This window comes from Kitasatospora sp. NPDC022856 (assembly GCF_055561235.1).
The window spans coordinates 86,818-113,433 of record NZ_JBVHHE010000005.1 but is presented as its reverse complement, the minus strand read 5'-3'; the positions used below and the strand labels follow the sequence as shown (position 1 = coordinate 113,433).

The window sequence follows — 26,616 nt, the reverse complement described above, 5'->3', positions numbered from 1 at the left end:
GCGGGCGACCGGCCTCAGGCGGTCAACGGCTTGGCCCACCGGGTCCACTGCGGCTGCGGCCCGTAACCGGCCGTCCGCCAGGTGCGCTGCCCCTCGGCGTTGTCGTCGAGCACCATCGCGTCGGCCCGGCGGCCGCCGAGGGCGGTGAAGCGGGCCTCCGCCGCCGCCAGCAGGGCCGCGCCGATCCCCCGGCGGCGGTACCGCGGGTCGACGGCGAGGCGGTAGAGGTGACAGCGCCACCCGTCCCAGCCGGCGATCACGGTGCCGACGAGGGCCGCCGGATCGCCGGCCGGGGTGGCGACGATCAGGCACTCCGGGTCGCGCGCGAGCAGGGCCGCCACCCCGTCGGCGTCGTCCGTGATGCTCGTCCCCTTGGCGGCGCGCGCCCAGAGCGCGAGCAGGGCGGGGATCTCGTCGGGGGTGGCGGTGCGCAGCGCGATGTCGGCGGTCATGCCGGTCTGTCTACCAGGACCTCCGGCCGGGCCGCCGGGAATTCCGCACCGCGGGACCGGCCCCGGCCCCGCCTCAGCGGGCCGGTGCGGCGAGCTCCCAGACGGTGGTGGTCTTGAGCGCGGCGTCCTCCAGGTCCGCCACGACCGGCACCCGGTACGCCGCCAGCTCCGTGAAGTGCCCGCGCGGCAGGTACGCCCGCCCCGGGTCGCCGACGATCACCACCGCGCCGCGCGCCCGGGCCCGCTCCAGGAACGGCAGGAACCGCGCGGCCATCGCCCGCTCGTAGAACACGTCCCCGGCCAGCACCACGTCGGCCGGAGCGCCGTCCCCGTCCAGCAGGTCCTCCACCGCGGCCGCCACCCGGACGCCGTTGGCCTCCGCGTTGAGGCCGATGGCCGCCACCGCGTACGCGTCGATCTCGGCGGCGCGCACCGACTCCGCCCCGCGCATCGCCGCCGCGATCGCCACCAGCCCGGACCCGGCCGCCAGGTCCAGCACCGTCCGCCCGGCCACCACCTCGGGGTGGTCGAGCACATAGCGCGCCACCCCGACCCCGCCCGCCCAGGCGAACGCCCAGAACGGCGGCGCCAGCCCCACCTCGCCGCGCGCCGACTCGGTCGTCTCCCAGAGTTCGATGGCGTCGTCGGCCATCCGCAGGCTGATCTCGGGGACGAAGGGCACGGGCGCCGGGCTGGTCGCGTTCCGCACGAACTCCCGGTCGGACAGTGCCGTCGCAGCCGGGCGAGCGGCGTGCGTCTCGTTCAACATGCCCGCAGCATAGAGGCTCCCCGCCCGCCCGGAGCGCCACCGGAGCACGCTCCCCGACCGCCCGGCCGGCCCCCGGGAGCGGGCCCGCGCGAGCACCCCGGGACGCGAGGCGACCCCGGGTCACGCACCGCCACCCGATGCGTACCATTTCGATACCGAAGCCGGGATGAGCTGCGGAGATGCTCGCCCGCCGGCCCCGGGCCCGGGTAGCATCCGGCACGTGCCCTCCGGGCCCGGCGCAGGCTGCCCAGCGCTGCCGCGCCGCGTTCCGGGTGGCGGACTCTCGCGGGACATTCGGTGGTCTCCGCGCACTCGGCACCGCGCGCCAGAGCTGTCGCGCGAACGGCGAAGGGCAGCATCTTGGCGGATCGGCTCACCGGAGGAGACTCCTCGCTGCTGCGGCGCATCAATGCGGCGGTCACGCTTCGGGCGCTGCGGGCCGGCCACTCGGTGACCCTCACTCAGCTGGTCGGGGACACCGGGCTGTCCCGGCCCACGGTGGAGGGCGTGATCGAGGGCCTCGTCGAGACCGGCCTGGTCGCCGAGGTGGACCAGCCCCAGAACGGCGGCCAGCCGGGCGGCGGGCGGCGCGGGCGACCGGCCCGCTGGTTCCGGTTCCGCGCCGAGGCCGGACACATCCTCGGCGTCGAGATCGGCGTGCACGACCTGCGAGTCGTGCTGGCCGACCTCACCGGCCAGGTGGTGGGCAGTCACTTCCGCCCGATCGAGGAGACCCTGGACGCGGAGGAGCGGCTGAGCGCCGTCCGCACCGCGGTCGCGGAGGTGCTGCGCAAGGCCGGCGTCTCCCGCGACAACCTGTGGGCGGTCGGCGTCGGCACCCCCGGCATCGTCGACCGCGACGGCACCATCCAGCTCGGCACCGCCATGCCCGGCTGGACCGGCCTGGACCTGGGCGCCCGGCTGCGCCGGTCCTTCCGCTGCCCGGTCATGATCGAGAACGATGCCAACCTGGCCGCCATCGCCGAGCACTGGCAGGGCGCGGCGGTCGGCGCGGACGACGTCGTCTTCGTGATGGCCGGTCTGAGCCCGGGCGCCGGCTCGCTCATCAACGGCCGGCTGCACCGCGGGTACGGCGGCGCGGCCGGCGAGATCGGCGCGCTGCACCTGCTCGGCCAGGAGGTCACCCCCGAGCGGCTGCTCTCCACCACTGGCAAGCCGCTCAATCCGCTGGACGAGGCGGCCGTCGCCCGGGTGCTGAGGCTCGCCCGCGAGGGCGACGAGGTGGCGAAGGTCGCCATGGACCGCTTCCTGACCCGCCTGGTGCAGAGCGTGGCCGCCCTGGTGCTGGCGATCGACCCCCAGCTGGTGGTCGTCGGCGGCTGGGCCGCCGGCCTCGACGGTGTGCTGGAGCCGCTGCGCGAGCGCCTCGCCCAGTTCACCCTGCGCGCGCCCGAGGTGGCGCTGGCGGCGCTCGGCTCGGAGGTCGTCGCGATGGGCGCCCTGCGGGTGGCGCTGGACCAGGTGGAGGAGCAGCTCTTCGCCGTCGACCCGCCGACCGGCGGCGCCGCCCGGGCCTGACACCCGGTCCGGGTGCGGAACCGGCGGCTCCGCACCCGGTGCCAGGGTCCGACCGGGGCCGGCGCCGCCGGGAACGACTCAGGCCCGGCTGCCTGCGGGGGCGTCCGGGCCTGGGCCTGAGGGTGTGCGACAGATGGTTCAGGAGGCGGTGCGCACCTCGGTGCCGGCGCTGACGGGGGTGACCTCCACCAGACCGGTCTCGCCGAAGGTGAGCTTGCAGGTGTCCGCGCGGTAGGTGGAGACGGCCAGCGCGACCAGTCGGCCGGCGGCCGCGTACTGGGTGGTCATCACCAGCACCGGCGAGCCCGGCGGACGCTCCAGCAGGGCGGCCTGCTCGGCCTCGGCGACGCCCAGCTCGACCGAGCGGGACTCGCCGTCGACCTCCAGGCGCTCCAGCTGGCGCAGCACCGAGCGGGCCCGGTCGCTCTCGGCGCGGAAGCCGGGCAGGTGCGGCAGGGCGGAGGCCGGTACGTGCAGCGACTCGGTGGCGACGTTCTTGCCCTGGACCATCCGGACCCGGCGCACGGTGTGCACGGTGGCTCCCTCGGCGATGCCGAGGCCCTGGGCGAGCTGCGCGGTGGCGGGGGCGGTGGTGCAGTCGACGGTGCGCCAGGCCTGGCTGCGGGCGGTGCCCGGCCAGCCCTCCTCGTGGCGGTTGACCGGAACGCCGACCCGGGGGGCGGCGATCAGGGTGCCGATGCCCCGGCGGCGGACCAGCCGGCCCTCCAGCTCCAGCTGGTCGAGCGCCTGGCGCAGGGTGGCCCGGGCCACGCCGAAGCGGGCCGAGAGCTCGCGCTCGTTGGGGAGGACCTGTCCGGTGGAGAACTCCGTGTCGATCGCGCGGAGCAGCACCGTGCGCAGGTGCCAGTACTTCGGTTCCGGTACCGCCGTGAGCTGCCCTGTCGTTCCCACCGTGGCCTCCACCCTGCTCTGTCCGCCCTGCCGAAAGGAGGGCGGACCCGGCCCGCTGTCCGCTGTTGCGGCAGGTGGGAGAGCGGGCTTTATCCGTCCTTCTTTATTAAAGGTCTTTGCAGTAAGTGACCCTAGGGGCTGTGTCGGGAGATGGTCAAGACCAATGACGGCGGTTGGTGCCGATGTCGCGCGGATTCATGCCGCGTTCACGACAGGCCGACAAACGGACGGCGCCCCACCGCGTCGGGCGCCGGACCGGGCACCGGGCTCGGTAGGCTGCCCGGGTGATCGTGGTGACGAGTGTGAACGTGAACGGAATCCGGGCGGCGGCCAAGAAGGGCTTCATCGAGTGGCTGGCGGCCACCGAGGCGGACGTGATCTGCCTGCAGGAGGTGCGCTCCGAGCCCGGGCAGCTGCCCGTGGAACTGCGCGACCTGGAGGGGTGGCACGCGGTCTGGGCACCGTCCTCCGCCAAGGGCCGCGCGGGAGTGGCCGTGCTGTCGCGGCAGCAGCCGGAGCGTACGGTGGTCGGATTCGAGTCGGCGGAATTCGACAATTCGGGCAGGTATGTAGAAATCGACCTGCCGGGGCTCACCCTGGCCAGTCTCTATCTCCCCTCCGGTGAAGTCGGCACCGAACGCCAGGAGGAGAAGGAACGCTTCATGGCGGAGTTCCTGGTGCACCTCGGCAAACTCCGCACCCGCGCCGCCGCCGAGGGCCGCGAGGTCGTGGTGTGCGGCGACTGGAACATCGCCCACCGCCCCGAGGACCTCAAGAACTGGAAGGCCAACCAGAAGTCGGCCGGATTCCTCCCCGAGGAGCGCGCCTGGCTCACCCGGGTCTACGAGGAGGCCGGCTACGTCGACGTCGTCCGCCGCCTCCACCCCGACCGCACCGGCCCCTACTCCTGGTGGTCCTACCGCGGCCGCGCCTTCGACAACGACTCGGGCTGGCGGATCGACCTCATCGTGACGACCCCGGGCCTGGCGGAGAAGTGCGTCGAGGCCCGCGTCGAACGAGCGGCCACCCACGCCGAGCGGTGGAGCGACCACGCACCCGTCACCGCGGCATTCGACTTCGGCGACGACTGACCCGCGGAGACGGACGGCCGGCGGGTCCGCGTACCCGCCGGCCCGGCGCCGGCGCCGTGACCGCGCGGCCTCCTCAGCGGCCCGCCTCCGCGGCCGCCGGGCCGACCGGTCCGGCCCCGCCGTCGGCCGTGACGAGACGGGCGAGCTCGTCGCCGACCGGCGTGAGCTCGTAGTACACCGCGCGGCCGCTCCGCCGGGTGGTCACGACCCCGGCCTCGCGCAGCGCCGCCAGGTGGGCGGAGACCGTACCGAGCGAGACACCGAGCACGACCGCCAGTTGGGACGGGGTCGCCGACATCCGCAACTCGGCGACGACACTGGCCCGGCCCCGACCGAGCAGCCGGGCCACCCCGCCGTCTCCCCGCGAGTCCGCGGCCAGGGCGCCCTTGGCCGGGTACACGAACGCGATCCGCGAGGGCGACTCACAGGTCCACTGGCCGGACAGCCCGGTGTGCGGGACGAAGACGAGGCCGTCGCTCCCGATGTGGCGGTCGGCGTAGTTCTGCGTGGAGAACTGGATCGCGTCGTGACCGACCCACTGGACGCCGGGCGCCATGCCCTCCAGCGCGTGCCGCCACCCGCTGACCGCGATCACGCCCGCCCGGTGGCGGATGTCGCGTTCCATGACGGCCCGGCGCCGCTGCCAGTCCGGCTCCACGAACTGCGCCCAGAGGTCGGTGAAGACGTCGGCGGTGCGGCGGGTGATCCCGTCGACCTCGGCCCAGGCGATCCCGTCGCTGGTCCAGGCGAACCGCTGCGCCTCGGCGAGCATGGCGCGTGCCGCCGGGTCGTCGATCGCGCGCATGGCCGCCAGTTCGTCGGCCAGGCTGCCGGTGAGCCCCCCGGGCGGTGGAATGGCCACGAAGTCGGGCAGGTACTTGGTGGCCGTCACCAGCCGCAGCAGACCGCCGACGAACGGGCCCGCGGTCAGCCAGCGGCCGAACGCCTCGACGCGGGGGCCCGTGACCCTGCGGTCCCACGCCTGCCGCAGCAGGGTGATCTCGCTGAGCGTCTCGGCGAGCGGGGACACGGCGAACCGGCTCGCCTGCAACGCGTCCGGTCCGAAGCGCAAGAGGGTCACGGCGTGACAGCCTACGACGGCCGCCGCGATCAAGGGAATCACCCGGCCCCGGGCCGCCTACCCGACGCGCCGCCCGCCGTACCGGCCGTCCTTGGCGATCCTGTTGTGGGCGAAGGTGTCCTCGCCGCTCACCAGCACGGCCGCCCACTTCTCCAGGGAGATGGCACCGCCGTACTCCTCGATGTGATCCGTGTCCGGGTAGATCCGCACCTTCGTCGGAACGTACCGACAGGCGAACCCCATCCGGTAGCTGTCCTCGGTGCTGTTCGGCAGCGAGGCGTGCATCAGCGTCGACCAGAAGATGACGCTCTGGCCCTTCTTCATCACCAGGGGGACGGCGTCCTCCTCGCTCGGCCGCCAGTCGGGATCGACCTGGAGCTGGCGGTAGTCGTACCCGAAGAACCCCCGCCTGACGCCGTTCTTGACCTCGGTGTTGATGCGCTGCGCGTCGTACTCCATGCGCCGCGTCTCGTCGTAGTTCCGCTCGTGCTGGGTGCCGGGAATGATCTGCAGGCAGCCGTTCTCACGGGTCGAGTCCGTGAAGGCGGTCCACACCGTGAGCGTGCCCGCCCCGAACTCGGTCTCGGACTCTCCGGGCCACAGCAGTTGGGGCTTGCCGCTGGCGTTCGCGAAGGTGTCCGCCTGGTGCCAGTCGGTGCCCTCGTCCCCGGGGTACTTGGGGAAGAACTCGGTGCGCCAGCAGAGCACGTCCGGGCCGAGGATGGACGCCACCCGGTCCACGATCTTCCGGTTCAGCACGTGCCGGGCCAGCACGTCGATGTCGAGGTGGCGGTCGTAGTTGACGATGTTCCCGGCCCCGCTGCCCGCGGCCTCGGGGTACGCGGCCCGCGACCGGTCCAGGGACTCGCGCTGGACCGTCCTCCAGATCCGGTCCATCTCGTCCTCGCCGTAGACGGTCACCGGTCCGAGGAAGCCGCTCCGGTGGAACGACGCCAACTCGTCGGGTGTGAGCGAGAAATCCGTGCGTTCGGAGCTGCTCATGTCCTTCCCCTCCATCGTCTCTACCGCTTCTCCGCCGGCTGCATCTTCGTCACGGCCACGTCGAGCGGCTCGGTGTAGGTCGTCCGGATGTCGAGGGCCACGCCGTATGTCGCGCCGAGGAACCTGTTCAGCTTCGAGAACAACAGCGAGTAGCCGCCGACGTCGAGGAAGTTGTCCGAAGCCGAGATGGTCCCGTCGTTGAGTTCGCCGCGCAGCCAGTCGACGAGCGCCTCCGCGACGTCCGCGGGGTCCGCCGCGCCGGCCTTGCCGTTGTCCGCTGGGGTTTCCATGGACGCTCCGTCCTGTCGCTGCACTCCGTCACCTGCCGGGGATCGACGTCACCTGCCGGGAATCGACATCACCTGCTGGAGATCGACTCGGTCCTGACGCGGCTCAGGGTCGGAAGCACCTCACGGAACCGCAGGACGATGCCCTGGCAGTAGTTCGCGTTGTGCTCCAGACTGCGGCGCGCCATGTAGGGCACCTTCTGCCGGCCCCGGTGGTCGATCCGCACGGTCGTCCCGCCGGTGCCCTCGTCGTTCCCCACCGCCGGTGTCCCGCCGTCCTCGAACACCGCGACCAGCTCGGCCAGGCCCTGCGGCAGGCGCACCTGCACCGCGTAGTCGTCCACGGCCTCCGGCTCGACCTCCCGGAATCCGACGGAAGGCAGCCGGAACGGCTCCCGGTAGACGTAGGGCCGGACCAGCAGATCCATCTCGAATGCCGTGCGTGCCACCGGATCGGCCCACCACTCCTGGCCGCTCACGAAATCGAAGAGCAACCGGTCGAACTCGTCGCGGTGCGAACTCAGGATCATGTGGGCGGTGATACCGGTGTTCATGAGGTCATAGTTCGCGAGGTTCTCGATCGACCGGGAGATGAAGTCGCATATCTCGCCGTCGCCCTTCTTGAGGTATTCGGCGAACGAGGCGAAGAGGTCCCCGAAGGACACCACGCCCTGCCGGTCGAGGTACCTGGAGACCAGCAGCAGGCCCCGCATGTTGTACAGGCAGTGAATCGCGTAGTAGAGCCAGAACCCGTCCTCGCACTCACGACGGGAAACCCATTTGGTGGCGACCACCACGTCCGCCTCGGCGATCTCGCTGGGCGCGGACTCCACCTGGAGCCCGAACTCCTCCTGCCGGCCGAACATGGGGGTGTTGTTGAGGAGCAGCTGCGGATAGATGATGAGGGTGTCCGCATCGGACCGGCACAGTTTCGTGACGCCCTCCTTGAACGAGCCGTACGATTCCCCCGGGAGCGGCCAGATCAGCTCGACGTACGAGCTGATTCCCTTCTCGCGCAGCGTCCGCTGCAGACTGGTGTACGTCTCCTGCCGGATGTTCTGGCGCTCGACCATCTTGAGGGCTTCGGGGCTCAGGCTCTGCAGGGAGATCGGCTGGGCGGCCATCAGCCCGCCGCGCACGAAGATCTCCGTGATCTCGGCCATGCGGTCCGGCTTGTTCTTGGCCGCCGCCATGTTCACCATCAACGGGAATCCGGTCAGGTTCTTGCGTTCCACCAGGTACTCGCTCAGTTCGACGTCCCGCGGGGCGAGGCCCCAGTTGGCGTCGGCGATGAAGAGCCCGGCGAACCCGTGGTCGGTGATCCAGTCGAGCTCGGCCTTGATGCGGTCCACCTCGAACTTGTGCACCTTGTCGTTGGTGGCGGCCCCCCAGTAGCAGAAGCTGCAACGGAACGGGCACCCCCGGTTCGTCTCCATGATCGCGAAGCTGAATTCGTGCCCGTCGAAGACGCCGGTGAGGAACGGTGACGGGATCTCGGTCAGGCTCTTGACGCGCGGAGCCGCCTCCGTCGTCACCAGCTCGCCGGCCTCCCAGTACGACAGGCCGGGGACGAGGCTCAGGTCGGCCCGGTCGGCCGCGAGTTGGGTGAGCAGCCCGTGGACCGTCAGCTCTCCCTCGCCGTTGCAGACGTAGACCCGGTCGACGGGTTCGGGCAGGTAACGCAGGGCGTTCTTCATCACCTGGGGACCGCCGAGCAGGAAGTGCGCGCCGGGGCGCTTCGAGATCAGTTCCCGCAGCAGCCACTGCACCAGCTTCGAGTTCCAGATGTAGCACCCGATGGCGTAGACGTCCGCTTCCCGGGAGAGGAGTTCGCCCAGGATGCGCCCACGGTCCATGGCGGCCGGGAACGAGGCGATCTCGAAGCGGTAGGAAGCCCTGAGCTTCGGGTCGTTCTGCGCGTACGCCTGCATGTATCCGGCGGCAAGCGGAAGCATGTTCTCGTAGGTCGGCAGGTCGACAAACACGACCGACTTCATCGTAGGACCTTTCGCTCGGCGTGCCTCGGGGTCGTTCCCTGTCTCCGCGCGGGCGCCCAGGCCATGGGGCCGAAGGCCCGCCTGCCGCCCGGTCCGGGTCAGTCGCGCTCGGCGTGCGACGCCGCGAGGACGTCCGCCGCCCGCTGGTCGACCCAGTGGGCGAGTTCGGAGAGCACCGGGCGCTCGATGAGGTCCCGAAGATTGATCTCGATGAGCCAGGTCCGCCGAATGTGGCCGACGGCCTTGGCCATCAGCAGGGAGTCACCGCCGATGGCGAAGAAGTCGTCCTCGCGACCCACTTCGGATATTCCCAGTACGGTACGCCAGATCTCTGCCAGCCTGGCTTCGGTCGGATTCAAGGTATCCCTTTTCGCCGGAAGTCTCGCTGTCCACGGGCGGTCCGAGGGAACGCCTTGCCATGACCCTGTGTGGCACCAGGGGAAACCGCCCTGAGCGGTGCGACCTGCCGGAGTGCGGCGGATATGTCCATACCGGACATGAGCCGTGAACCCCCGCAACGCGCGCGTTCTCCTGAGCGGCAGTCGGCCGTGCGACAGCTGGAAACGCACCAATATGTTGCTCCGGTGATCAGAGTCCCCGGTCTTCACTTCGGTGTCAAGAGACGCCCACGGAGCAGAAATTGCCAGTTCTGTACTGGCGTACAAGTCCGGCGGCCGCCGAGATCGATACGGATTCGCCGCGATTCGGTGGTCCGCCGGGATCCGGGGCGGCGGCGGCAGTTCCGCTCACGATTCGTCGCGGACGTGGTTTCGTGGCTGGTGACGGGCCTTTCCGGTGGAGCGCCGGCGCCGCCGCCGACCGGTCCGGAGCAGAACGCGTCCGCGCTCGCGGACGGGCGCCGGCCGGACGACGGCGCATCGGGGGTCATGAGTTCCGGACAGGTCGGCGCCATGGGCCGGGCGGGTCCGGCCGCGACGCCGGCGCGGCCTTCCCGTCGTCGGCTTCCCCCACCGCGGGGACGCCGGGCGGTTGTTGCGACTGTTGTCGCAAGGATTCACCCGGCCCCCCACCGGGCTCGATATTGTCCGCGTGACAGATACCGTGACATCAGTTCCAACCCCGACGAAACGCCTCCTGAAGGGCCGGTTCGGCTGGTTCTTCGTGGGCCGGACCGTCGACCTGGCCGGCTCGTCCATGACCACCGTCGCGCTCGCCCTCTCCGTGCTCCAGGCATCCGGCAGGGCGGCCGATCTGGGCATCGTCCTGGCCGCCAACATGATCCCCACTCTCGTGCTCCTGCTCCTGGGCGGCGCGGTCGCCGACCGGGTGAGCCGGCGGACCGTGCTCCTCCTGTCCAACCTCTGCACCGCGGCCGTGATGACCACGATGGCCGTCCTGCTGATCACGGATCGCTACCACCTCGTCGCGTTCGTCGGCCTCGCCCTCGTCGGCGGCGTCGTGAACGCGTTCTCGCAGCCCGCGCTCCGCGGCATCGTGCCCGAACTCGTCGAGCGGCAGGACCTCCAGCGCGCCAACGCGCTCCTGGCCAGCAGCCAGAACACCGTGCGCATCATCGGTCCCATGATCGCCAGCGTCCTGGTGGCCACGGTCGGCGGCGGGTGGGCCCTCGCGGCCGACGCGGCCTCCTACCTCCTCGCCGCCGCGGCCTTCACGCGCATCCCGGCAGAGAGCCGGCCGCCCGCGGCGCGCGAGCCGCTCTGGCACGACCTCCTCGACGGCTGGGCCACCTTCCGGTCGATGCGCTGGGTGGTGATCATGACCATCTCGTTCGCCCTGGTCAACGCCGCCAACGTCGGGCCGTGGAACGTGCTGGGGGCGCAGGTGGTGTCGGGGAACGACGGCGCCATGGGCTGGGGCACCGTGCAGACCGTACGCGCGACCGGGCTCCTCGTGATGAGTGTCGTGGCCGTCAAGGTGGTCCTGCGCCGGCCGCTGCGTGACGGCGCGGTCTGGGGGACCCTGGCGGGCTTACCGCTGCTGGCGGTCGGTCTGACCGGGAACGCGTGGATCGTGTCGGCGGCCGCCTTCGTCGGGGGGCTCGGCCTCACCGTGGCGTCCATCGGCTGGGAGACGACGCTCCAGGCCGCCGTCCCCGCGGAGTCGTTGTCGCGGGTCGCGGCCTACGACGAGCTGCTGTCCTTCGTGGCGATCCCGCTCTCGCAGCTCGCCGTGGGGCCGCTCGCCGCGGCGTACGGGGCGCGCGAGGTCGTACTCGCCTGCGGAGTCGCCTACATCGCCCTGTGCCTGCTGCCGCTGCTGAGCCGGGAAGTCCGCGCCATTCGGGCGGAGGGACAGCCTGCGACGCCGGCCTCGTAGCGCCCCGGACCCACGGGGGCGAGCGGCCCGACCACCCGTCAACCGCCCTCCTGCGCGCGGACATCGACCCGCAGGAGGGCGCCCGGGCGGTCCGGGGAGGATCCGGCGCCGCGCCGGACACCGCCTCGACCGACTCCTGTGCCACAGAGGCGGGTTCACCGCTTGACGGTGCCTTCGTGGAGCCGTTCGATCATCCGGTGGGTGGCGTCGAGCGGCGTCTCCGGATCGGCGGCCTCGTCGGAGTTCCTGGCGTTGCGGGCCGCGATCTCCTCGCCCCAGCTCTCCATGCCCGCGAACGGGATCGTCTCCTCCGGAACATAGGAGGGATACCGCCGGTAGCTGTTGATTCCGGCGACGGGCTCGCCCCGCACCAGGAGCGGATTCAGATAGAGGCCGTCGCTGGTGATCCTGGTGGTCGCCGGAATGTATCCGATGTCCAGCCCGCAGCGGCGGCGCGGCGAGGTGTTCGGCCCCGAGCAGTGCAGGATGTTCGGGTGGTGGATCTCGACGTCGCCCGGGTCGAGTTCGATGTCGACGACACCGTTGCGCTCCGACCACTCCCGCACCAGCTCCTCCTCGGAGACCGAGAACAGCATGTTCGGCGAGTCGACCGAGCGGACCGGCGCGTGGAGCGGCATGCGATGGCTGCCGGGGATGACCCGCAGACAGCCGTTCTCGGTGGTGCACCGGTCGACGGCCAGCCAGACGGTGAGTGCGCGCATCGGGTCGAGGTTCCAGTAGGAACCGTCCTGGTGCCAGAGCACCGGCTGGCCGTCCTGGGGGGGCTTGCAGATGTAGTGCGCCGTGAAGCACGCGACGTCCGGGCCGAGGAAGAATTCGGCGATATCCACCAGCCGGGGGTCGGAGACGAGTCTCACCCAGAATGCGTCATTGCGTATCAGCGGATGGTGGAGATGTTCCGGGCGGAGGTCCGGATAGCGATCGGTGAGCCAGCCGACATGGGCCCTGATCTCCTCCAGTAAATCCTTCGGAATGACGTCGCGGATAATGCTGAAGCCCTGCTCCTCGTACTCCGCGCGGACGCTCTCTGGGACGTTCAATGCGACCCCCTAATCGCGACTTCCGTGGCCGCGCCAGTCTCGCACCAAGCCAGGGCGTGTACAAGCTCCCGACGGGTCCGGGCTGCCGGCAGAGCGCTTCCGGGCTTTCGCTTCGGGGTGACGCCACGGCACGGCCGGGGCATTCGCCGGGCCCGGCGATGAGGTTGTCGATCAACGTCGGGCCGATTATGGATCTTCTTGGGCCGGGGGGCCGGTGACTACGGCGGGAGTTCGGGCGGTCCCGCCGGCGGGGTCACCCGGCCCGTTCGCCGGGTTATCCACGCGCGCTCCGTCAATTTGTCATGGTGCGAGGCCAGTTGGGCGGGAGTGTGACCGCGGCCGCGGGACGGTCATCGCGGCGGGATCGTGCCTGGTGACCGTAGCAGTGGGGGGCCGTATCACCATGTGTTGGCGGGTCCGAGGGGGGGATGTGAGAACGGATGCCGGTCGACAACGAATCTCGGCCAGTATGAGGCCGGACAAGTCCCGTTCGCCTTCGCCCTTTCGTGTTCCTGACCGGCCAGCACGGCGGGGAGCGCGTGGCGGGCGTGACTGCGGTGACAGCCCGGAACTCGAGCAAAGCCGCTGGCACCAGGCTGGTGGAGTGTTCCGTGTGTTCTCCTGACCGGAATCATTCGTCGACCACTCGAACCGATCGTCGTCGTGTGCGACTCTCCAACGGCGGGCGATCCGCCCGGTGGGGACACGGGGAACCGCTGACGGTGTCCGAGAACGCACCGAAGAGGAGCAGTATTGAACGACATCGCGCCGTTGGCCGAGCCGGAGCAGTCAGGACCCCTGCGACGGCCGGATCCGCTGCCGGTCTCCTCCGGCCAGTTCCGCCTCTGGTTCCTCGACCGGGTGCACGGCACCACGTCGACCCACCAGATCCCGCTCGTCCTGCGGCTCCACGGCGCACTGGACCGGGCCGCGCTCGAAGCGGCACTGACCGACGTCGTCCTGCGTCACGAGAGCCTGCGCACCGTGATCGTGCCCGTGGCGGGGGTGCCGGTCCAACGCGTGCTTCCGGACGCCCGCCCGGTTCTCGACACCCGCACCGTCGCACCCTCCGCCCTGGAGCGGGAGGTCGCCGCCGCCGCGGCGCACACCTTCGACCTCGCGACGGAGATACCCGTCCGCGCCGGCCTGTTCCGGATCGCCGCGGACGACCACGTCCTGGTGCTGTCACTGCACCGCACGGCCTGCGACGGCGGGTCGATGGCCCCGCTCGGCCGCGATCTCACCCTGGCGTACGAGGCACGGTGCCGGGGCACCGCCCCCGACTGGGCGAAGCCGCCCGTGCAGTACGCCGACCACGTGCTGCGGCAACTGCGGCGCCTCGGTGACGCGTCGGATCCGCACAGCCTCGCGGCGCGGCAACTGGCCTTCTGGCGGGAGACGTTGTCAGGGCTGGGCGGCGAGATCGGGCTGCCGTTCGACCGCCCGCGTCCGGCGACGCCGAGTCGCGGCGAGGACTCGGTGCGCTTCGAGGTCTCCCCCGAGGAGCACGCACGGCTGGTCGAGCTGTCGCACCGTACCGGGACGACGATGTTCATGATCGTCCAGGCCGCGCTGGCCGTGCTCCTCAGCCGGCTCACCGGCGACGTGGACGTGCCGATCGGCACGCTCACCCCGGGGCGCCCCGACGAGGCGTCGGAAGACGTCGTCGGACTCGTGGCGAACACGGTCGTGCTGCGCACCGGTCTCGCGGGAAACCCCACCTTCGCGGAGCTGCTCGACCGGGTTCGCGAGGTCGACCTGGCCGCCTTCGCGCACCAGGACGTGCCGTTCGAGCACGTCGTGCGGGCCGTCGATCCGGCACGGGTCCCGGGCCGGAACCCGCTGTGCCAGGTCCTCGTGACCGCCGGAGCCCGCGCGGTCGAGTGGCGGCCGGCCGGGCTGCGCACGACCGCGGACGTGCCCGACCTCGGAGCGCCCGGGTTCGGAGCGTCCGGGTTCGACCTGCACCTGAACGTCGACGCGCGCCACGGGCCGGACGGGACGGCGGCAGGCCTCGTCTGCGACCTGCGGTTCGACACCGACCTGTTCGACCGCGCGAGCGCCCGGACGATCGCGGCCCGGCTGGTCCGCGTGCTCACGGCCATGGCGGCCGACGCCGACCGGACCATCGGCGCCGTCACCATCCTCTCCGCGACCGAGCTCTCGAACGTCCTCACCGCCTGGAACGACACGGCGAGGGACGTGGCGCAGAGCGCGCTGCCCGAACTGCTGGAGGCGCGGGCCGCCGCGACCCCGGACGCGGTGGCGGTGCGGTGCGGGGATTCGGCACTGACCTACGGCGAGCTGAACGCGCGGGCGAACCGGGTCGCCCGTCACCTGGCCGGCCGCGGCATCGGGCCGGAGTCGGTCGTCGCGTTGTCGATGGCCCGGTCCGTGGACCTGATCGTCGCGGTGTGGGGCACGCTGAAGGCCGGCGCGGCCTACTGTCCCGTCGATCCGGAGTACCCGCCGGAGCGGGTGGCGTTCATGCTCAAGGACAGCGATCCCCAACTCGTGCTGACCGGACCGGTCGACGAGCAGGGCATGGCGGACGGCAACCTGACGGACGCGGACCGGGTCACGCCGTTGCTGCCGGCCCACCCCTGCTACATGATCTACACCTCGGGGTCGACCGGGCTGCCGAAGGCGGTGGTGATGCCCGGCTCCGCCCTGGTGAACCTCATCAGGTGGTACGAGCGGGTGTCCGCGACGTCGGACGGCGCGGCCACCCACCGGGTCGCCAACTTCTCGTCGATCAGCTTCGACGTGGCGCTGGTGGAGATCCTGATCGCCACGGTGCGCGGCGGCTGCGTCGAGCTCCCGGACGAGGAGACCCGCCGGGACCTCGACAAGCTGGTGACGTGGCTGGAGAAGAGCGAGGTCGACGAGGTCTTCGTGCCCAACCTCGTCCTCGCCGCGATCGTCGACATCAGTCAGGCCGCCGGGACCGAACTGCCCCGGTTGCGGCACGTGATCCAGGGCGGTGAGAGCCTGGCGCTGACCCCCGAACTGGCGGCGTTCCACCGCGCCGTGCCGGACCGCCGGCTGGCCAACTACTACGGCCCCACCGAAACCCATGTGGCCACCTCGTTCGCCCTGCCCGCCGATCCCGGCGACTGGCCGGAGGAGGCGCCGATCGGCCGACCGATCGACAACATGCGGACCTACGTCCTCGACCGGTGGCTCCAGCCGGTACCGCCGGGCGTCGCCGGCGAGTTGTACATCGCGGGGGTGCAGCTGGCCCGCGGGTACCTCAACCGGCCCGGCCTCACCGCCGACCGGTACGTCGCCGATCCCTTCGGCCCGCCGGGCAGCCGGATGTACCGGACCGGAGACGTGGTGCGCTGGCGCGCCGACGGGCAGCTCGTGTTCATGGGCCGGGTGGACGACCAGCTGAAGGTCCGGGGCTTCCGCATCGAGCTCGGCGAGATCGAGGCCGTGCTGCGCGGTCACGACGAGGTGGTCCAGGTCGCCGTGCTCGCGGTCAACAAGCACACCCCGGCCACCCGCCTGGTCGCCTACGTCGTGCCCGCGACCGAGGCGCTGACGCCGACCGCCCTGCGCCGACACGCGGCCGAGTCGCTGCCGCTCCACATGGTGCCCACCGGATTCCGGATGGTCGAGGCCCTGCCGTTGACTCCCAACGGGAAGCTCGACCGGAAGGCGCTGCCGGCGCTGACCGAGGAGTCCGCCGGCCGGCCGCCGGCCGAAGGGGCGGAGCAGACCGTCTGCGACGTGTTCGCCGAGGTGCTGGGAGTGCCGGTGGCCGACGTCCACCAGAACTTCTTCGCACGGGGCGGCCATTCACTCGGCATGCTACGGGTCGCGCACGACATTCACGGGCGGCTCGGTGTCGACCTGCCGCTCCGTGACGTGTTCGAGCACCCGACGCCTGCCGGACTTGTGCAACTGCTCGCCGAACGGGGGTGACGTCCATGTCCTACAACCACTGAGACACCGCGGCGCTCGGCGCGGACCTGCCACGCGGGGCCGCGTCCGAGCACCCGACACCTGCCCGGCTCGTGCCACTGCTCGCGGAACGGGGGTGACGTCCATGTCCTACAACCACTGAGACACGGCGGAGGACCGGTGAGCTACGCCCGGTCCCCGGGTCGAGTGATCCCGCAGTGAGAACAAGGAATTCGTGAAAGACACCGGACGCACGCCGCCCCGCGTCGAACGCGCGGCGGCGTGCGTTCTCCACCCCGATGACACGAAGGCGGAGCCTGGTGACCCCCACCCCGACCTACGATCCGCTGTCCCCGGCCATGCTCAGGGATCCCTATCCGACCTACACCAGGATGCTTGAGGAGCAGCCCGTCCACTGGCATGCCGGCATGCGCGCGTGGGTGGTCGTCCGGCACGCGGACTGCGTGCGCGTGCTCCGCGAGCACGCGACCTTCGCGCGGGACCCCAGCCGGGTCGGGGAGAAGATCCCGGACTTCCGCCAGAACGTGCAGATGATGGACCCGCCGGAGCAGAACCCGCTGCGCCAGCTCCTGGTGAGCGCGATGCGCTCGCAGGACAAGGACCGGCTGTTCCGCGAGGCGGTCGACTTCGTGCGCGGGCGACTGGCCGCCCAGCGGCCGGGCGAGCCGTTCGACCTGATGGCGGACGTGTCCGCGCCCTTCGCCCTGCACATCTCCGCGGCCCTGCTCGGCGTCCCCGAACCCGACGACGCGGACTACGCGGAGATCTCGCACGGCATCGCGCTCCGGATGGATTCGGGCCTCGCGCCGGAGAACATCCCGCAGGGAGATGCCGCGCGCAAGCGCCTGAACGACCTCGGCGAGAGCTGGTTCCCGCGCCCCGAGGGCGACAACGGCCTGATCGCGAACCTCATCCGGCGGGCGGACAAGGAGTTCTCCGGCAGCCACTACATCCGGAACTCGGCCGCCATGATGTTCAACGCGAGCTACGGGACGATCTTCGCCATGGTCGGCAACGCGGCACACCTGCTGGCGACCGTGCCCGACCTGCTGCCGGAGCTGTCCCGCCCGTCCCGCTCGGCGACCGGCGTCGACGAGCTGATCCGGTACGACGGGCCGGCGCAGGGAACCAGCAGGATCGCGGTCGCGGACACCCTGATCGAGGGCACCCGCATCGCGGCGGGCGACAACGTGGTGACGCTGCTCGCCGCCGCGAACCGCGACCCCCGGGTCTTCGCCGACCCGCAGGACATCAACCTGGACCGCCGGCCGAACCCGCACCTGGGCTTCGGCTCGGGGCCGCACGCCTGCTTCGGCTCCGAGTTCGGCAAGCTGAGCGTCACCGCGGTGATCAACGCGCTGAGCGACGAGGGCGTACGGCTGCGCCTCGCGGCGGAGCCCACCCGCCGCACCACCGCCACCGTGCGGAGCCTGGACACCCTTCCGGTGTATCTCGACCGCTGAGCGGGGCAGCGCAGCGCGGCGCCCCACAGAGCAGAGCAGAGCAGCGCGGCGCGGCGCGACGCCGAACAGCGCAGAGCAGTCCCGGGCAAGAGCAGCGCGGACCAGAGCTGAGCAGACACATCCGTCGAACCGAGGGATCTGGTACAAGGTGAACGTCGTTCTTCTAGGTGCGGAACAAGAAGCGATCGAGGAGCTGGCCCGCCTCGGCCACACCGTCACGGTGTTGTACGTGGCGCACGACCGCGTGGTGATGGAGGCCTGCCAGGGCCTGATCACGCACCGCGCGTTCCTCCCCTCCTTCGACCGGCCGGAACTCGCCTGGGCCGCCCTGATCCACCTCGGTGTCGCCGACCAGGTCGACGTCGTCGTCTCGGGCCACGAGTTCGCGGTGACCACCGCCGCCATCCTGAACGACATCCTCGGGTGCCGGAAGCCGATGGACGCCCGGGTGGCGCTCGCCGGTCGCGACAAGCCGCTGCAGAAGACCCTCTGGCAGCGGCACGGCGTACCGACGGCGCGGTTCGTGGTGTTCCCCGAGCGGCCGACCTCGGTCGCCGGGTTCCGCGACGCGCTCGGGGACCTCGCTCCCCCCTACATCGTCAAGCCGACGGCCGACGGCGGCGCCCATCTCGTCTTCCGGGCGGAAACCGCCGAGGAGTTGTTCGACCGGCTGACCGCCACGCCGGAACTCGACGCCTTCATGGTGGAGGAGTGGCAGTCGGGGGACGAGTGGCACTTCGACGGCGTCGTCGTCGACGGCCGGATCGAGACCTTCATGGTGTCGCGCGACGTGAACCCGTGCATCGAGGCGAAGAACGGGAACCCGTTCCGTTCGATCGCGCTCCCGCCCAAGGCGTACCCGGAACTCTACGAGGAGGCCCGTGCCTTCGCCGAACGCTGCCGGTCGGCGCTCGGCGGCCGCAACACCGTCTTCCACCTCGAAGTGTTCGGTGGCCCGGGCCGGTTCGTCGCCGGTGAGCTCGCCTGGCGCCCGGCCGGCGGCCTGGTCAGCATCAGCGCACAGCACACCGTCGGGGTCAGCCTCTGGGCGGCACACGCCCTCGTCCACATCGACGCGCCCGTGCCGGCGCCCGCGTTCGAACCCACCGGCGTCATGGGCTTCGTGTGCCTGCCGGTCAAGTCCGGTTTCCGCAACGGTGTGACGCAGGAGGACCTGGAGAGCCTGCCCGGGGTGCGTCACGTCCGGATGAAGGCGCCCGTGGGCGAGGTCATGAAGGAGCTCAAGACCACTTCGATCGCCGTCGCCTGGGCCCTCGTCGAGGGGGACGACGTCGATCACTGCGCGAAGCGCATGGACGAGGCCATCCGACTGGTCACCGAGCTGCACGAGGCGAAGAGCCTGCCGTAGGCCGGCGCCATGACGACCGATCCGCCGACCACCACTGCCCCGACCACCGCTGCCCCGACCACCACTGCCCCGACCACCGCTCGGCCGACCACCGCTCCCACGGCGACCGCTCCGACGACCACCGCTCCCACGGTGACCGCTCCGACGACCACCGCTCCGACCAGCCGAAAGTGTCAGGCGCCTTGAGTATTCACCTCAACCTGTTCATGCTGCTGCCCGGGCACCATGACTCCGCGTGGCTGCATCCCGGGTGCGACTCGGCCCGTGTCACCGACATCCACTACTACCTCGAACTCGCCCGGCTCGCGGAACGAGGGCTGCTGGACTCCGTGTTCATCGCCGACGCGCTCTGGCACAAGCCGCGCAGCAACTACTGCGGCGGGCTCGAACCGCTCACCGTGTTGAGCGGCCTCGCCCTGGGCACCGAGCACATCGGACTGATCGCGACCGCGTCGACCTCGTACTACGAGCCGTTCCACCTCGCCCGGATGTTCTCCTCGCTCGACCACATCTCGGGCGGCCGCGTCGGCTGGAACATCGTCGTGTCCAACAGCGTCAACGAGGCCAGGAACTTCAACCGGCCGGCGATGCTCCCGCACCAGCAACGGTACGACCGCGCCGACGAGTTCCTGGCCGTCGCCCACCGGCTCTGGGAGTCGTGGGACGAGGACGCCGTGGTCCGCGACCGCGCCAGCGGGCACTACACCGACCCGGACCGGATCCACCGGATCGACCACCAGGGGGAGTACTTCGCCGTCCGCGGGCCGCTCAACATCCAGCGCAGCCCCCAGTCCCGCCCGTTCCTGGTCCAGGCCGGCGCGTCGGAGGCGGGCAGGTCGTTCGCCGCCCGGCACGCCGACGCGGTGTTCACCGTGCAGGAGAACGTCCCCGACGGCGCGCGGTTCCGCACCGAGATGCGCCGCCGCGCCGCCGCGAACGGGCGAACGGTGAAGGTGCTGCCGGGGCTGATCCCGATCGTCGGTGCCACGCAGACCGAGGCGGACGAGAAGAAGCGCGAACTCACCGGCCTGCAGGCCGTCGACTACGCCCTGGAACACATCTCGATGATGCTGAACGTGGACATCACCGACTGCGCCGTCGACGCGCCCTTCCCCGTGGAGCGCCTCCCCCCGGCCGACAGCATCCAGGGCAACCGCACCACCTACGAGCTGATCACCGGGATGGCCCGGCGGCCGGGCACCACCGTCGGCGACATCATCGCGCACCAGGGTTTCGGGCGAGGCCACCTGGTGGTCGCGGGCACCCCGGAGCGGATCGCGGACGTCATCGGGACCTGGGTCGGGGAGGGCGCGGCGGACGGGTTCAACCTCATGCCCGCGGTGTTCCCGGCCGGCCTCGCCGACTTCGTGGACGAGGTGGTGCCGTTGCTGCAGGAACGCGGGCTGTTCCGCACAAAGTACGACGAGACCCTGCTGCGGCGCCGCTATGAGTGAGCGGACCGGGCGGGACACCACGGCGGACGTGACCGCACGGTTGCGGGCACACCTCGGGGCCGCCCTGCCGCCCGAGGCGGTCCCGACGCGGTTCGTGTTCGTCGACACGCTTCCGGTGCTGCCCAACGGGAAGACGGACCGGGCCGCGCTCGAACGGCTGGCCGCCGAGACGGCATCCGCGCCGTCGTCCCCGGAGACCGGGGCGGCGCCCGGCGGCGGACCGGCCGGCGACGAACCGCCCGGCGGCGAACCGGTCGGCGACCTCGACTTCCTGCTGCGGCTGTTCACGGCGGAGCTGGCCCGGGCCGACCTCGATCCCGACGAGGACCTCACCCACCTGGGGGTGACGTCGCTGCTCCTGACGACGGCCTGCGCGGCGTGGACGGACCGCACGGGCAGGCGTGTCGACGGCCACCGGCTGCGCCGGAACCCCACGGTCCGCAACATCCTGGCCTTCTCCGCGCCGACCGGTGCGGAGCGGGAGCACGACGAGGTCGTGGTCGAGGACCACCGCTTCGAGGTCCCGGTCGACCACGACGACCCGGCCGGCCCGTCGATCGAGCTGTTCGCCAGGACGGTGGTGCGCCGCGCCGCGGTGGACCGTGACCTGCCGTACCTGCTCTTCCTCCAGGGCGGCCCCGGCGGACAGTGCCCCGATCCGCGCACCAGGATCCCCGCCTGGCTGGACGCCGCCCTGGACCGGTACCGGGTGGTGCTGCTGGACCAGCGCGGCGGCGGCCGCAGCTCGCCGGTGACCGCCGCCACCATCGCGGGCATGACGCCGGCCGAGGCGCTGGAGCGGCTCCGGTGCTACCGCGCGGACGCCGTCGTCCGGGACGCGGAGTTCCTGCGCGAGCGGGTGCTGCGGGTCCCGGCCTGGACGCTGTTCGGGGAGAGCTACGGCGGCTCCATCGCCCTGACCTACCTCTCCCACTCCCCGGAGTGCGTCGACCGGGTGTTCATCTCCAGTGGGCTCCTGGGCCCGGTCAGCACGGCCGAGGACCTGCTGCGAGACACCTTGGTGATGAGCAGGAGGAAGAACGCCGAGTACTACCGGCGGTATCCCGGGGACGCGGGGCTCGTCGACCGGATCGTCGACCACCTCGGCGACCACGAGGTGCTGCTGCCGACGGGAGAGCGGCTGTCGCCCGAGCGGTTCCGGTTCCTCGGTCTGAAGTTCGGCTTCGCCGGCGGGATGACCGCGGTCCACGACCTCCTCCAGGGCGCCTGGGACGGCGACCACCTCACCGAGGACTTCCTGGCCGCGGTGGCGGCGGCGACGTACCTGGTCGGCTCCCCGCTCTTCTACCTGCAGGAGTACACCTACGGGCACCCCGGACGCGCCACCGGGTGGGCCGCCGACCGGCTCTACGCGGACGAGCCGGCGTTCGCCGCCGGGGCCCGCCCGTTCCACTTCTACGGCGAAGTGTTCTTCCCGTGGATGTTCCGTCAGTTCGCGGCGCTGGCGCCGTTCGCCGAGGTGGCCGACGAACTCGCCCGGTACACCGGATGGACCAGTCTCTACGACCTCGACCAGTTGGGGAGGAACACCGTGCCCGTCTACGCCGTGGCAGCCGCGGACGACCTGTACTTCCCGGGGACGCAACAGGTCCGCACCGCGCGGCGGATCGGCTCCTGCTGGCTGATGCTCTCCTCGGACTACAGCCACGAGGGACTGATGAACGACCGCGAAGGCGTGTCCCGGCTGCTCGCGTTCGGATCGGCACGGTGACGCCCGCCCTGTTCGGCCAGGTCAGGGCGGTGGCGCTGGACCATCCGACGAGGCCCGCCGTGTCCGACCGGACGACCACGCTCACCTTCGCGGAACTGGCGCTGGCGGCCGAGGCCCTGGGACGGCGGCTCGTCGCCCGGGGGGCCGGGCCGGGCGACCGGGTCGGCGTCATGGTCGAGCGGGGCGTCGACCTGGTGGTGGCCCTGCTCGGCGTGTCCGCCGCCGGGGCCGCCTACGTCCCCCTCGATCCGGGCTATCCGGTCGAGCGCCGGCGGACCGTGGTCGAGGACGCCGACCTCGCGCTCCTCGTCACGGACGGCGGGGGGCGGGAGTTCGACGTCCGCGCGGTCGAGGTCACGCCGCGCCGGGCCGAACCGGGCCTCGCCGAGATCGTGCTGCCCTCGCCCTCCCCCCAGGACCCCGCCTACGTCATCCACACGTCCGGGTCCACCGGTCGGCCCAAGGGCGTCGTGGTCACCCACGCCAACGTGGCCGCGCTGTTCGACGCGCTCGACACGGCCTACGGCAGCCCTTTCGACGACACGTTCCTCGCCGTGACGAGTGTCGCGTTCGACATCGCGGTCATGGAGCTGCTCTGGCCGCTCACCCGCGGCGGAGCCGCCGTCGTGAGCCCGGCCAGGATGGTGGACCGGCTCGACTCGCCCGGTGACGACGGTCTGCCGAGCCTGGTGCGGCGCTTTCGGCCGACGCTGTTCCAGGCGACCCCCTCGCTCCTTTCGGCGATCGCGTCGTCCGAGGAGGCCCTGCTGTCCCTGCGGCACCTGCGCGCGCTCCACGTCGGCGGTGAGGTGCTCCCGGTGGGACTCGCCCGGCGCCTGGTGACCGCCCTCCCGGGCGTCCGGGTCCACAACATGTACGGCCCGACGGAGGCGACGGTCTGGGCCACCACGCACGAGGTGACACCGGAGGAGGCCCGGTCCACAGCCATCCCGATCGGGCGGCCCCTGCGCCACGCGTCCGTCCGGGTCGTCGGCGACGACGGCTCCGCGGTGGCACCGGGCGAGGTCGGCGAACTGTGGGTCGGCGGTCCCTGCGTCGCCGCGGGCTACTTCCGCCTGCCGGAGCAGACCGGGGAGCGGTTCGTCGAGGAGGCCGGTGCCGTGCCGCGGCGGTGGTACCGGACCGGCGACAGGGCGCGGACCCGACCGGACGGCGCGCTCGAATTCGTCGGCCGGTTCGACCGGCAGGTCAAGATCTCGGGCGTCCGGATCGAACTCGACGAGATCGAGTCGGTGCTGTCCGCCGCACCGGACGTACGGGCGGCCGCCGTCGTCGCGAAGCGGGGAGCGGACGGGAGGCACCGGCTCGTCGCCTACGTCCTGACCCACGCCGAGCCGGTCACGCCGGGCGGGTCCGCCGACGGGTAGCGGTCCGTCCCGCGGCGACCGCGGAGCGGCCACGCCCGGCGGTGCTTCGGGCGGCGCCGTCCCGAAGGGCGCCGGTCACGGCGGCCGGTCCGCTCCTGTCAGTCCGGGTGGTTCCGGGTACTGCGACGCGCGGCGCGCGGCTACCGTCCCAACCGCTCCACACCCGGCGGTCCGGACCGGCCGCCGTCACGCGCCCTCAGGAGGTCACCTTGACCGCGCACCACCTCACCCGCAGGAACACCCTCGCCTCCGGCGGCGTCCTCGGCCGCCGGCGCACGGCGTGAGGGGTGTTCCGGTGCTCCCCTCCCTCTCCCGCCGCACCGCGCGCCTGGCCCTGGCCGCGGTCGCCCTGCTGCTGCCGGTCGCGGTACCGGCCGGCCCCGCCGAGGCCGCCGGGTTCACGGCGTCCTGCCCGGCCTCCGGGTACATCTCCCAGGCTTCACCGAGGAGCACAACGGCATCGACATCGCCAACGACTACGGCACCCCGATCTACGCGGTCGGCGACGGCCGGGTGCTGGTCTCCGGCCCGGCGCAGGGCTACGGCCAGTGGATCCGCGTCCTGCACCCGGACGGGACGATCACCGAGTACGGCCACATGCGGGAGCGGGAGGTGGCCACCGGTGACCAGGTGACGGCCGGGCAACTGATCGCGCGGATGGGCAGCGAGGGCACCTCCAGCGGCCCGCACCTGCACCTGCGGGTCTGGGCCGACGCGAACGCGACCGTGCGCACCGACCCGGTCCCCTACCTCGCGGATCGCGGCATCGCCATGCCCTGCACCCCGGGCACCGGCCCCGGTCCGGCGCCGTTGGTGTACCCGGCGCAGTCCGGCCGGGTGGTGTCCGCGCGTTCGGCGGACGGCCGGCTGGAGGTCTTCGCCGCCGGCGCGAACGGGGTCTCGCACGCCTGGCAGACCGCGGTCAGCGGCGCCTGGTCGGAATGGGAGACCCTCGGCGGACCGGGCGGCGCCGAACTGGCCATCGCCCCCAACGCGGACGGCCGCCTGGAGATGTTCGCCATCAACGGCACCACCTTCCAACACCGCTACCAACTCCAGCCCTCCGGCAACTGGTCGAACTGGGAGGAGTTCGGCGGCGGCGGCCACGACATCGCCGTCGGACCCAACCAGGACGGCCGACTCGAAGTCTTCGCCTCCGGCCCCGTCGGCGTCTTCCACCGCTACCAGAACGCACCCAACAGCGGCTGGTCCGGCTGGGAACCCACCGGCGGCGGCCCCGCCGACAGCCAACTCGCCCTCGGCAAAGCCCCCGACGGCCGCCTCGAAGCCTTCGCCCTCAACGGCACCACCTTCCAACACCAATGGCAGACCGCCGTCAACGGCACCTGGTCCAGCTGGGACACCTTCGGCGACGGCGGCCACGACCTCACCGTCGACCACAACCAGGACGGCCGACTCGAAGTCTTCGCCTCCGGCCCCGTCGGCGTCTTCCACCGCTACCAGACCGACCCCACCACCTGGTCCGGCTGGGAACCCACCGGCGGACCCGCCGACGCACAGCTCACCAGCCAGCCCACCGCGGACGGCCGCGTCGAGGTGTTCGCCATCAACGGCACCACCGCGCAGCACACCTGGCAGTCCGGCCTGAACGCCCGGTACACCGCGTGGGACAGCTTCGGCGGCGCCGGCACCGAGATCGTCGCGACCGCCAACGCCGACGGCCGCATCGAGGTCTTCGGCACCAGCGCCGCCGGCGTCCACCACCGCTGGCAGACCGGCTTCGCCACCTGGTCCGAATGGACCTGGCTGAACACCACCCCCGGCCCCGCCGTCACCTGAGGGGACAGGTGCCGCGGGCGGGAGCGCGAGCGCTCCCGCCCGCGAGCCGTCCGCCCCCTCGACGACCACCCACCGACCCCGGCCCACCGATCCCGCCCCGCCGCTTCCCGATCCTCCGTCACGTGGCCTGCGCCACCATACGGTTTATTGTCATGCGCAAGGAGGTAACGTTCGTCCGTCTGGCAATGGTCGGCATGCGAAACGGGGGAACGGTGAGCGGGATTCTCGTCCACCTGCCGGCGGGGAACGGCGACGACGCGGTGACCCTGCGGCTCGGTCCGGGAGAGCGGGCGCGCTTCGGCCGCGGCTCCGCCGGCACGCCGGTGGAGCTCCGGCTCGGCGACGAGACGGTCTCCCGGCTCGCCGGTGAGATCCACGCGACCGACGACCACTGGCAGTTGAGCAACCTCAGCAGCACCCACGCCTACCTGGTGGAGAACCCGGAGGGCGCCGGCGAGTACCTGCGGGTGCCGCCGCGGCGGATCGGCGCACCGATCCCGTTCGAGTTCGCCCGGGTGGTGCTGCCCTCGCGGCGTGAGACCCCGCTGTCCTTCCAGGTGTTCGCGCCCGACCACGTCTACCTGGACCCGCACGCCCGCGGCGGCGGCTCCTGGGAGAGCCGCACCATGACGGCGTACTCGCTGGACGAGACCGCCACCTACTTCCTGGTGCTGGTCGCGCTCTGCGAACCGTGGCTTCGCGACCGCTCCCCCGCGGCCGTGCCCACCACCCCCCAGGTGGTCGCCCGGCTGCGCGGCCACCCGGCCTGCGCCCGGCTCACCGCCCGCGCGGTCAGCTCGCACCTGGACTACCTCGCCGACGAGAAGCTCCGCGTCGACCTGCCCGACGACACCGCCCGCTCGGACCGCCGCAGCGGCAAGCGCGAGGCCGTCGTCGGCGTCGCCCTGAAGTTCGGCATCGTTCGCGAGGAGCACCTCGGGCTCCTGCCGCGCCCCGAGACCGCCGAGCCGGCACGCTAGGGAGGGGCGCC

Annotated in this window: 19 protein-coding genes and 1 pseudogene; 11 read left to right on the top strand and 9 right to left on the bottom strand. The window is 71.8% G+C overall.

Annotated elements, in window-relative coordinates:
• Positions 1-14: 14 nt before the first annotated feature.
• On the bottom strand, positions 15-452 hold the full coding sequence (locus ACZ34W_RS08220; protein WP_359804015.1) for a GNAT family N-acetyltransferase: 438 nt from the start codon (positions 450-452) through the stop codon (positions 15-17).
• A 73-nt stretch (positions 453-525) separates the two neighbouring features.
• The gene (locus tag ACZ34W_RS08215) at positions 526-1,221 is read right to left on the bottom strand and encodes a class I SAM-dependent methyltransferase (RefSeq protein ID WP_329486246.1); all 696 of its coding nucleotides are present in this window, start codon (positions 1,219-1,221) and stop codon (positions 526-528) included.
• Between the two features lie 360 nt (positions 1,222-1,581).
• Between ACZ34W_RS08215 and ACZ34W_RS08210 the strand changes: the two genes are divergently transcribed.
• Positions 1,582-2,760 (top strand): ROK family protein, encoded by a 1,179-nt coding sequence (locus ACZ34W_RS08210; protein ID WP_329486247.1) that lies wholly within the window; start codon positions 1,582-1,584, stop codon positions 2,758-2,760.
• A 138-nt stretch (positions 2,761-2,898) separates the two neighbouring features.
• Here the strand turns inward: ACZ34W_RS08210 and ACZ34W_RS08205 are convergent, their stop codons facing one another.
• Entirely contained in the window at positions 2,899-3,672 is a 774-nt protein-coding gene (locus ACZ34W_RS08205; RefSeq protein WP_329486249.1) for a GntR family transcriptional regulator, read from the bottom strand.
• A 293-nt stretch (positions 3,673-3,965) separates the two neighbouring features.
• Between ACZ34W_RS08205 and ACZ34W_RS08200 the strand changes: the two genes are divergently transcribed.
• Complete coding sequence (locus ACZ34W_RS08200; RefSeq protein ID WP_465602786.1) at positions 3,966-4,763, top strand: exodeoxyribonuclease III; 798 nt, start codon at positions 3,966-3,968, stop codon at positions 4,761-4,763.
• Between the two features lie 73 nt (positions 4,764-4,836).
• On the opposite strand, the gene ACZ34W_RS08195 is transcribed toward ACZ34W_RS08200, so the two are convergent.
• The 5 genes from ACZ34W_RS08195 to ACZ34W_RS08175 form a co-directional block, all read right to left on the bottom strand.
• A complete protein-coding gene (locus ACZ34W_RS08195; protein ID WP_465602605.1) occupies positions 4,837-5,844 on the bottom strand; it encodes an ArsR/SmtB family transcription factor in 1,008 nt (335 codons plus the stop codon).
• Positions 5,845-5,901: 57 nt separating this feature from the next.
• Entirely contained in the window at positions 5,902-6,846 is a 945-nt protein-coding gene (locus ACZ34W_RS08190) for a chlorinating enzyme (protein ID WP_329486254.1), read from the bottom strand.
• Between the two features lie 20 nt (positions 6,847-6,866).
• Positions 6,867-7,136 carry a hypothetical protein gene (locus tag ACZ34W_RS08185; protein WP_396486531.1) on the bottom strand — a complete coding sequence of 90 codons (270 nt, stop codon included), beginning with the start codon at positions 7,134-7,136 and terminating at the stop codon, positions 6,867-6,869.
• A gap of 68 nt (positions 7,137-7,204) precedes the next feature.
• Positions 7,205-9,130 carry a B12-binding domain-containing radical SAM protein gene (locus tag ACZ34W_RS08180; protein WP_465602602.1) on the bottom strand — a complete coding sequence of 642 codons (1,926 nt, stop codon included), beginning with the start codon at positions 9,128-9,130 and terminating at the stop codon, positions 7,205-7,207.
• A 98-nt stretch (positions 9,131-9,228) separates the two neighbouring features.
• Entirely contained in the window at positions 9,229-9,699 is a 471-nt protein-coding gene (locus tag ACZ34W_RS08175; protein ID WP_465602600.1) for a phosphopantetheine-binding protein, read from the bottom strand.
• 481 nt (positions 9,700-10,180) lie between these two features.
• On the opposite strand from ACZ34W_RS08175, the gene ACZ34W_RS08170 reads away from it, so the two are divergent.
• Positions 10,181-11,428, top strand: a complete 1,248-nt coding sequence (locus ACZ34W_RS08170) for an MFS transporter (RefSeq protein WP_465602598.1) — start codon at positions 10,181-10,183, stop codon at positions 11,426-11,428.
• Positions 11,429-11,583: 155 nt separating this feature from the next.
• On the opposite strand, the gene ACZ34W_RS08165 is transcribed toward ACZ34W_RS08170, so the two are convergent.
• Entirely contained in the window at positions 11,584-12,489 is a 906-nt protein-coding gene (locus ACZ34W_RS08165; RefSeq protein WP_329486259.1) for a phytanoyl-CoA dioxygenase family protein, read from the bottom strand.
• A 753-nt stretch (positions 12,490-13,242) separates the two neighbouring features.
• Here ACZ34W_RS08165 and ACZ34W_RS08160 point away from each other — a divergent pair.
• The 8 genes and pseudogenes from ACZ34W_RS08160 (at position 13,243) to ACZ34W_RS08125 (ending at position 26,605) form a co-directional block, all read left to right on the top strand.
• Complete coding sequence (locus ACZ34W_RS08160; protein WP_465602596.1) at positions 13,243-16,419, top strand: non-ribosomal peptide synthetase; 3,177 nt, start codon at positions 13,243-13,245, stop codon at positions 16,417-16,419.
• Positions 16,420-16,718: 299 nt separating this feature from the next.
• Positions 16,719-17,882 carry a cytochrome P450 gene (locus ACZ34W_RS08155; protein ID WP_465602594.1) on the top strand — a complete coding sequence of 388 codons (1,164 nt, stop codon included), beginning with the start codon at positions 16,719-16,721 and terminating at the stop codon, positions 17,880-17,882.
• 148 nt (positions 17,883-18,030) lie between these two features.
• Entirely contained in the window at positions 18,031-19,251 is a 1,221-nt protein-coding gene (locus ACZ34W_RS08150; RefSeq protein ID WP_329486262.1) for an ATP-grasp domain-containing protein, read from the top strand.
• A 182-nt stretch (positions 19,252-19,433) separates the two neighbouring features.
• Entirely contained in the window at positions 19,434-20,705 is a 1,272-nt protein-coding gene (locus tag ACZ34W_RS08145; RefSeq protein ID WP_465602589.1) for an LLM class flavin-dependent oxidoreductase, read from the top strand.
• The gene (locus ACZ34W_RS08140) at positions 20,698-22,437 is read left to right on the top strand and encodes an alpha/beta fold hydrolase (protein ID WP_465602587.1); all 1,740 of its coding nucleotides are present in this window, start codon (positions 20,698-20,700) and stop codon (positions 22,435-22,437) included. The genes ACZ34W_RS08145 and ACZ34W_RS08140 overlap by 8 nt, the downstream gene beginning before the upstream one ends.
• Positions 22,434-23,825 (top strand): amino acid adenylation domain-containing protein, encoded by a 1,392-nt coding sequence (locus ACZ34W_RS08135; RefSeq protein WP_465602585.1) that lies wholly within the window; start codon positions 22,434-22,436, stop codon positions 23,823-23,825. Before ACZ34W_RS08140 ends, ACZ34W_RS08135 begins: the two co-directional genes overlap by 4 nt.
• 295 nt (positions 23,826-24,120) lie before the next feature.
• Positions 24,121-25,625 (top strand): annotated as a pseudogene (locus ACZ34W_RS08130) (DUF8189 domain-containing protein).
• A 212-nt stretch (positions 25,626-25,837) separates the two neighbouring features.
• Complete coding sequence (locus tag ACZ34W_RS08125; RefSeq protein WP_329486267.1) at positions 25,838-26,605, top strand: FHA domain-containing protein; 768 nt, start codon at positions 25,838-25,840, stop codon at positions 26,603-26,605.
• Positions 26,606-26,616 lie beyond the last annotated feature (11 nt).

Bases quoted from the DNA above. Each gene is read 5' to 3' on its own strand.
- ACZ34W_RS08190 (WP_329486254.1), bottom strand. From the start codon at position 6,846: ATGAGCAGCTCCGAACGCACGGATTTCTCGCTCACACCCGACGAGTTG.
- ACZ34W_RS08140 (WP_465602587.1), top strand. From the start codon at position 20,698: ATGAGTGAGCGGACCGGGCGGGACACCACGGCGGACGTGACCGCACGG.
- ACZ34W_RS08215 (WP_329486246.1), bottom strand. From the start codon at position 1,221: ATGTTGAACGAGACGCACGCCGCTCGCCCGGCTGCGACGGCACTGTCC.
- ACZ34W_RS08185 (WP_396486531.1), bottom strand. From the start codon at position 7,136: ATGGAAACCCCAGCGGACAACGGCAAGGCCGGCGCGGCGGACCCCGCG.
- ACZ34W_RS08220 (WP_359804015.1), bottom strand. From the start codon at position 452: ATGACCGCCGACATCGCGCTGCGCACCGCCACCCCCGACGAGATCCCC.
- ACZ34W_RS08180 (WP_465602602.1), bottom strand. From the start codon at position 9,130: ATGAAGTCGGTCGTGTTTGTCGACCTGCCGACCTACGAGAACATGCTT.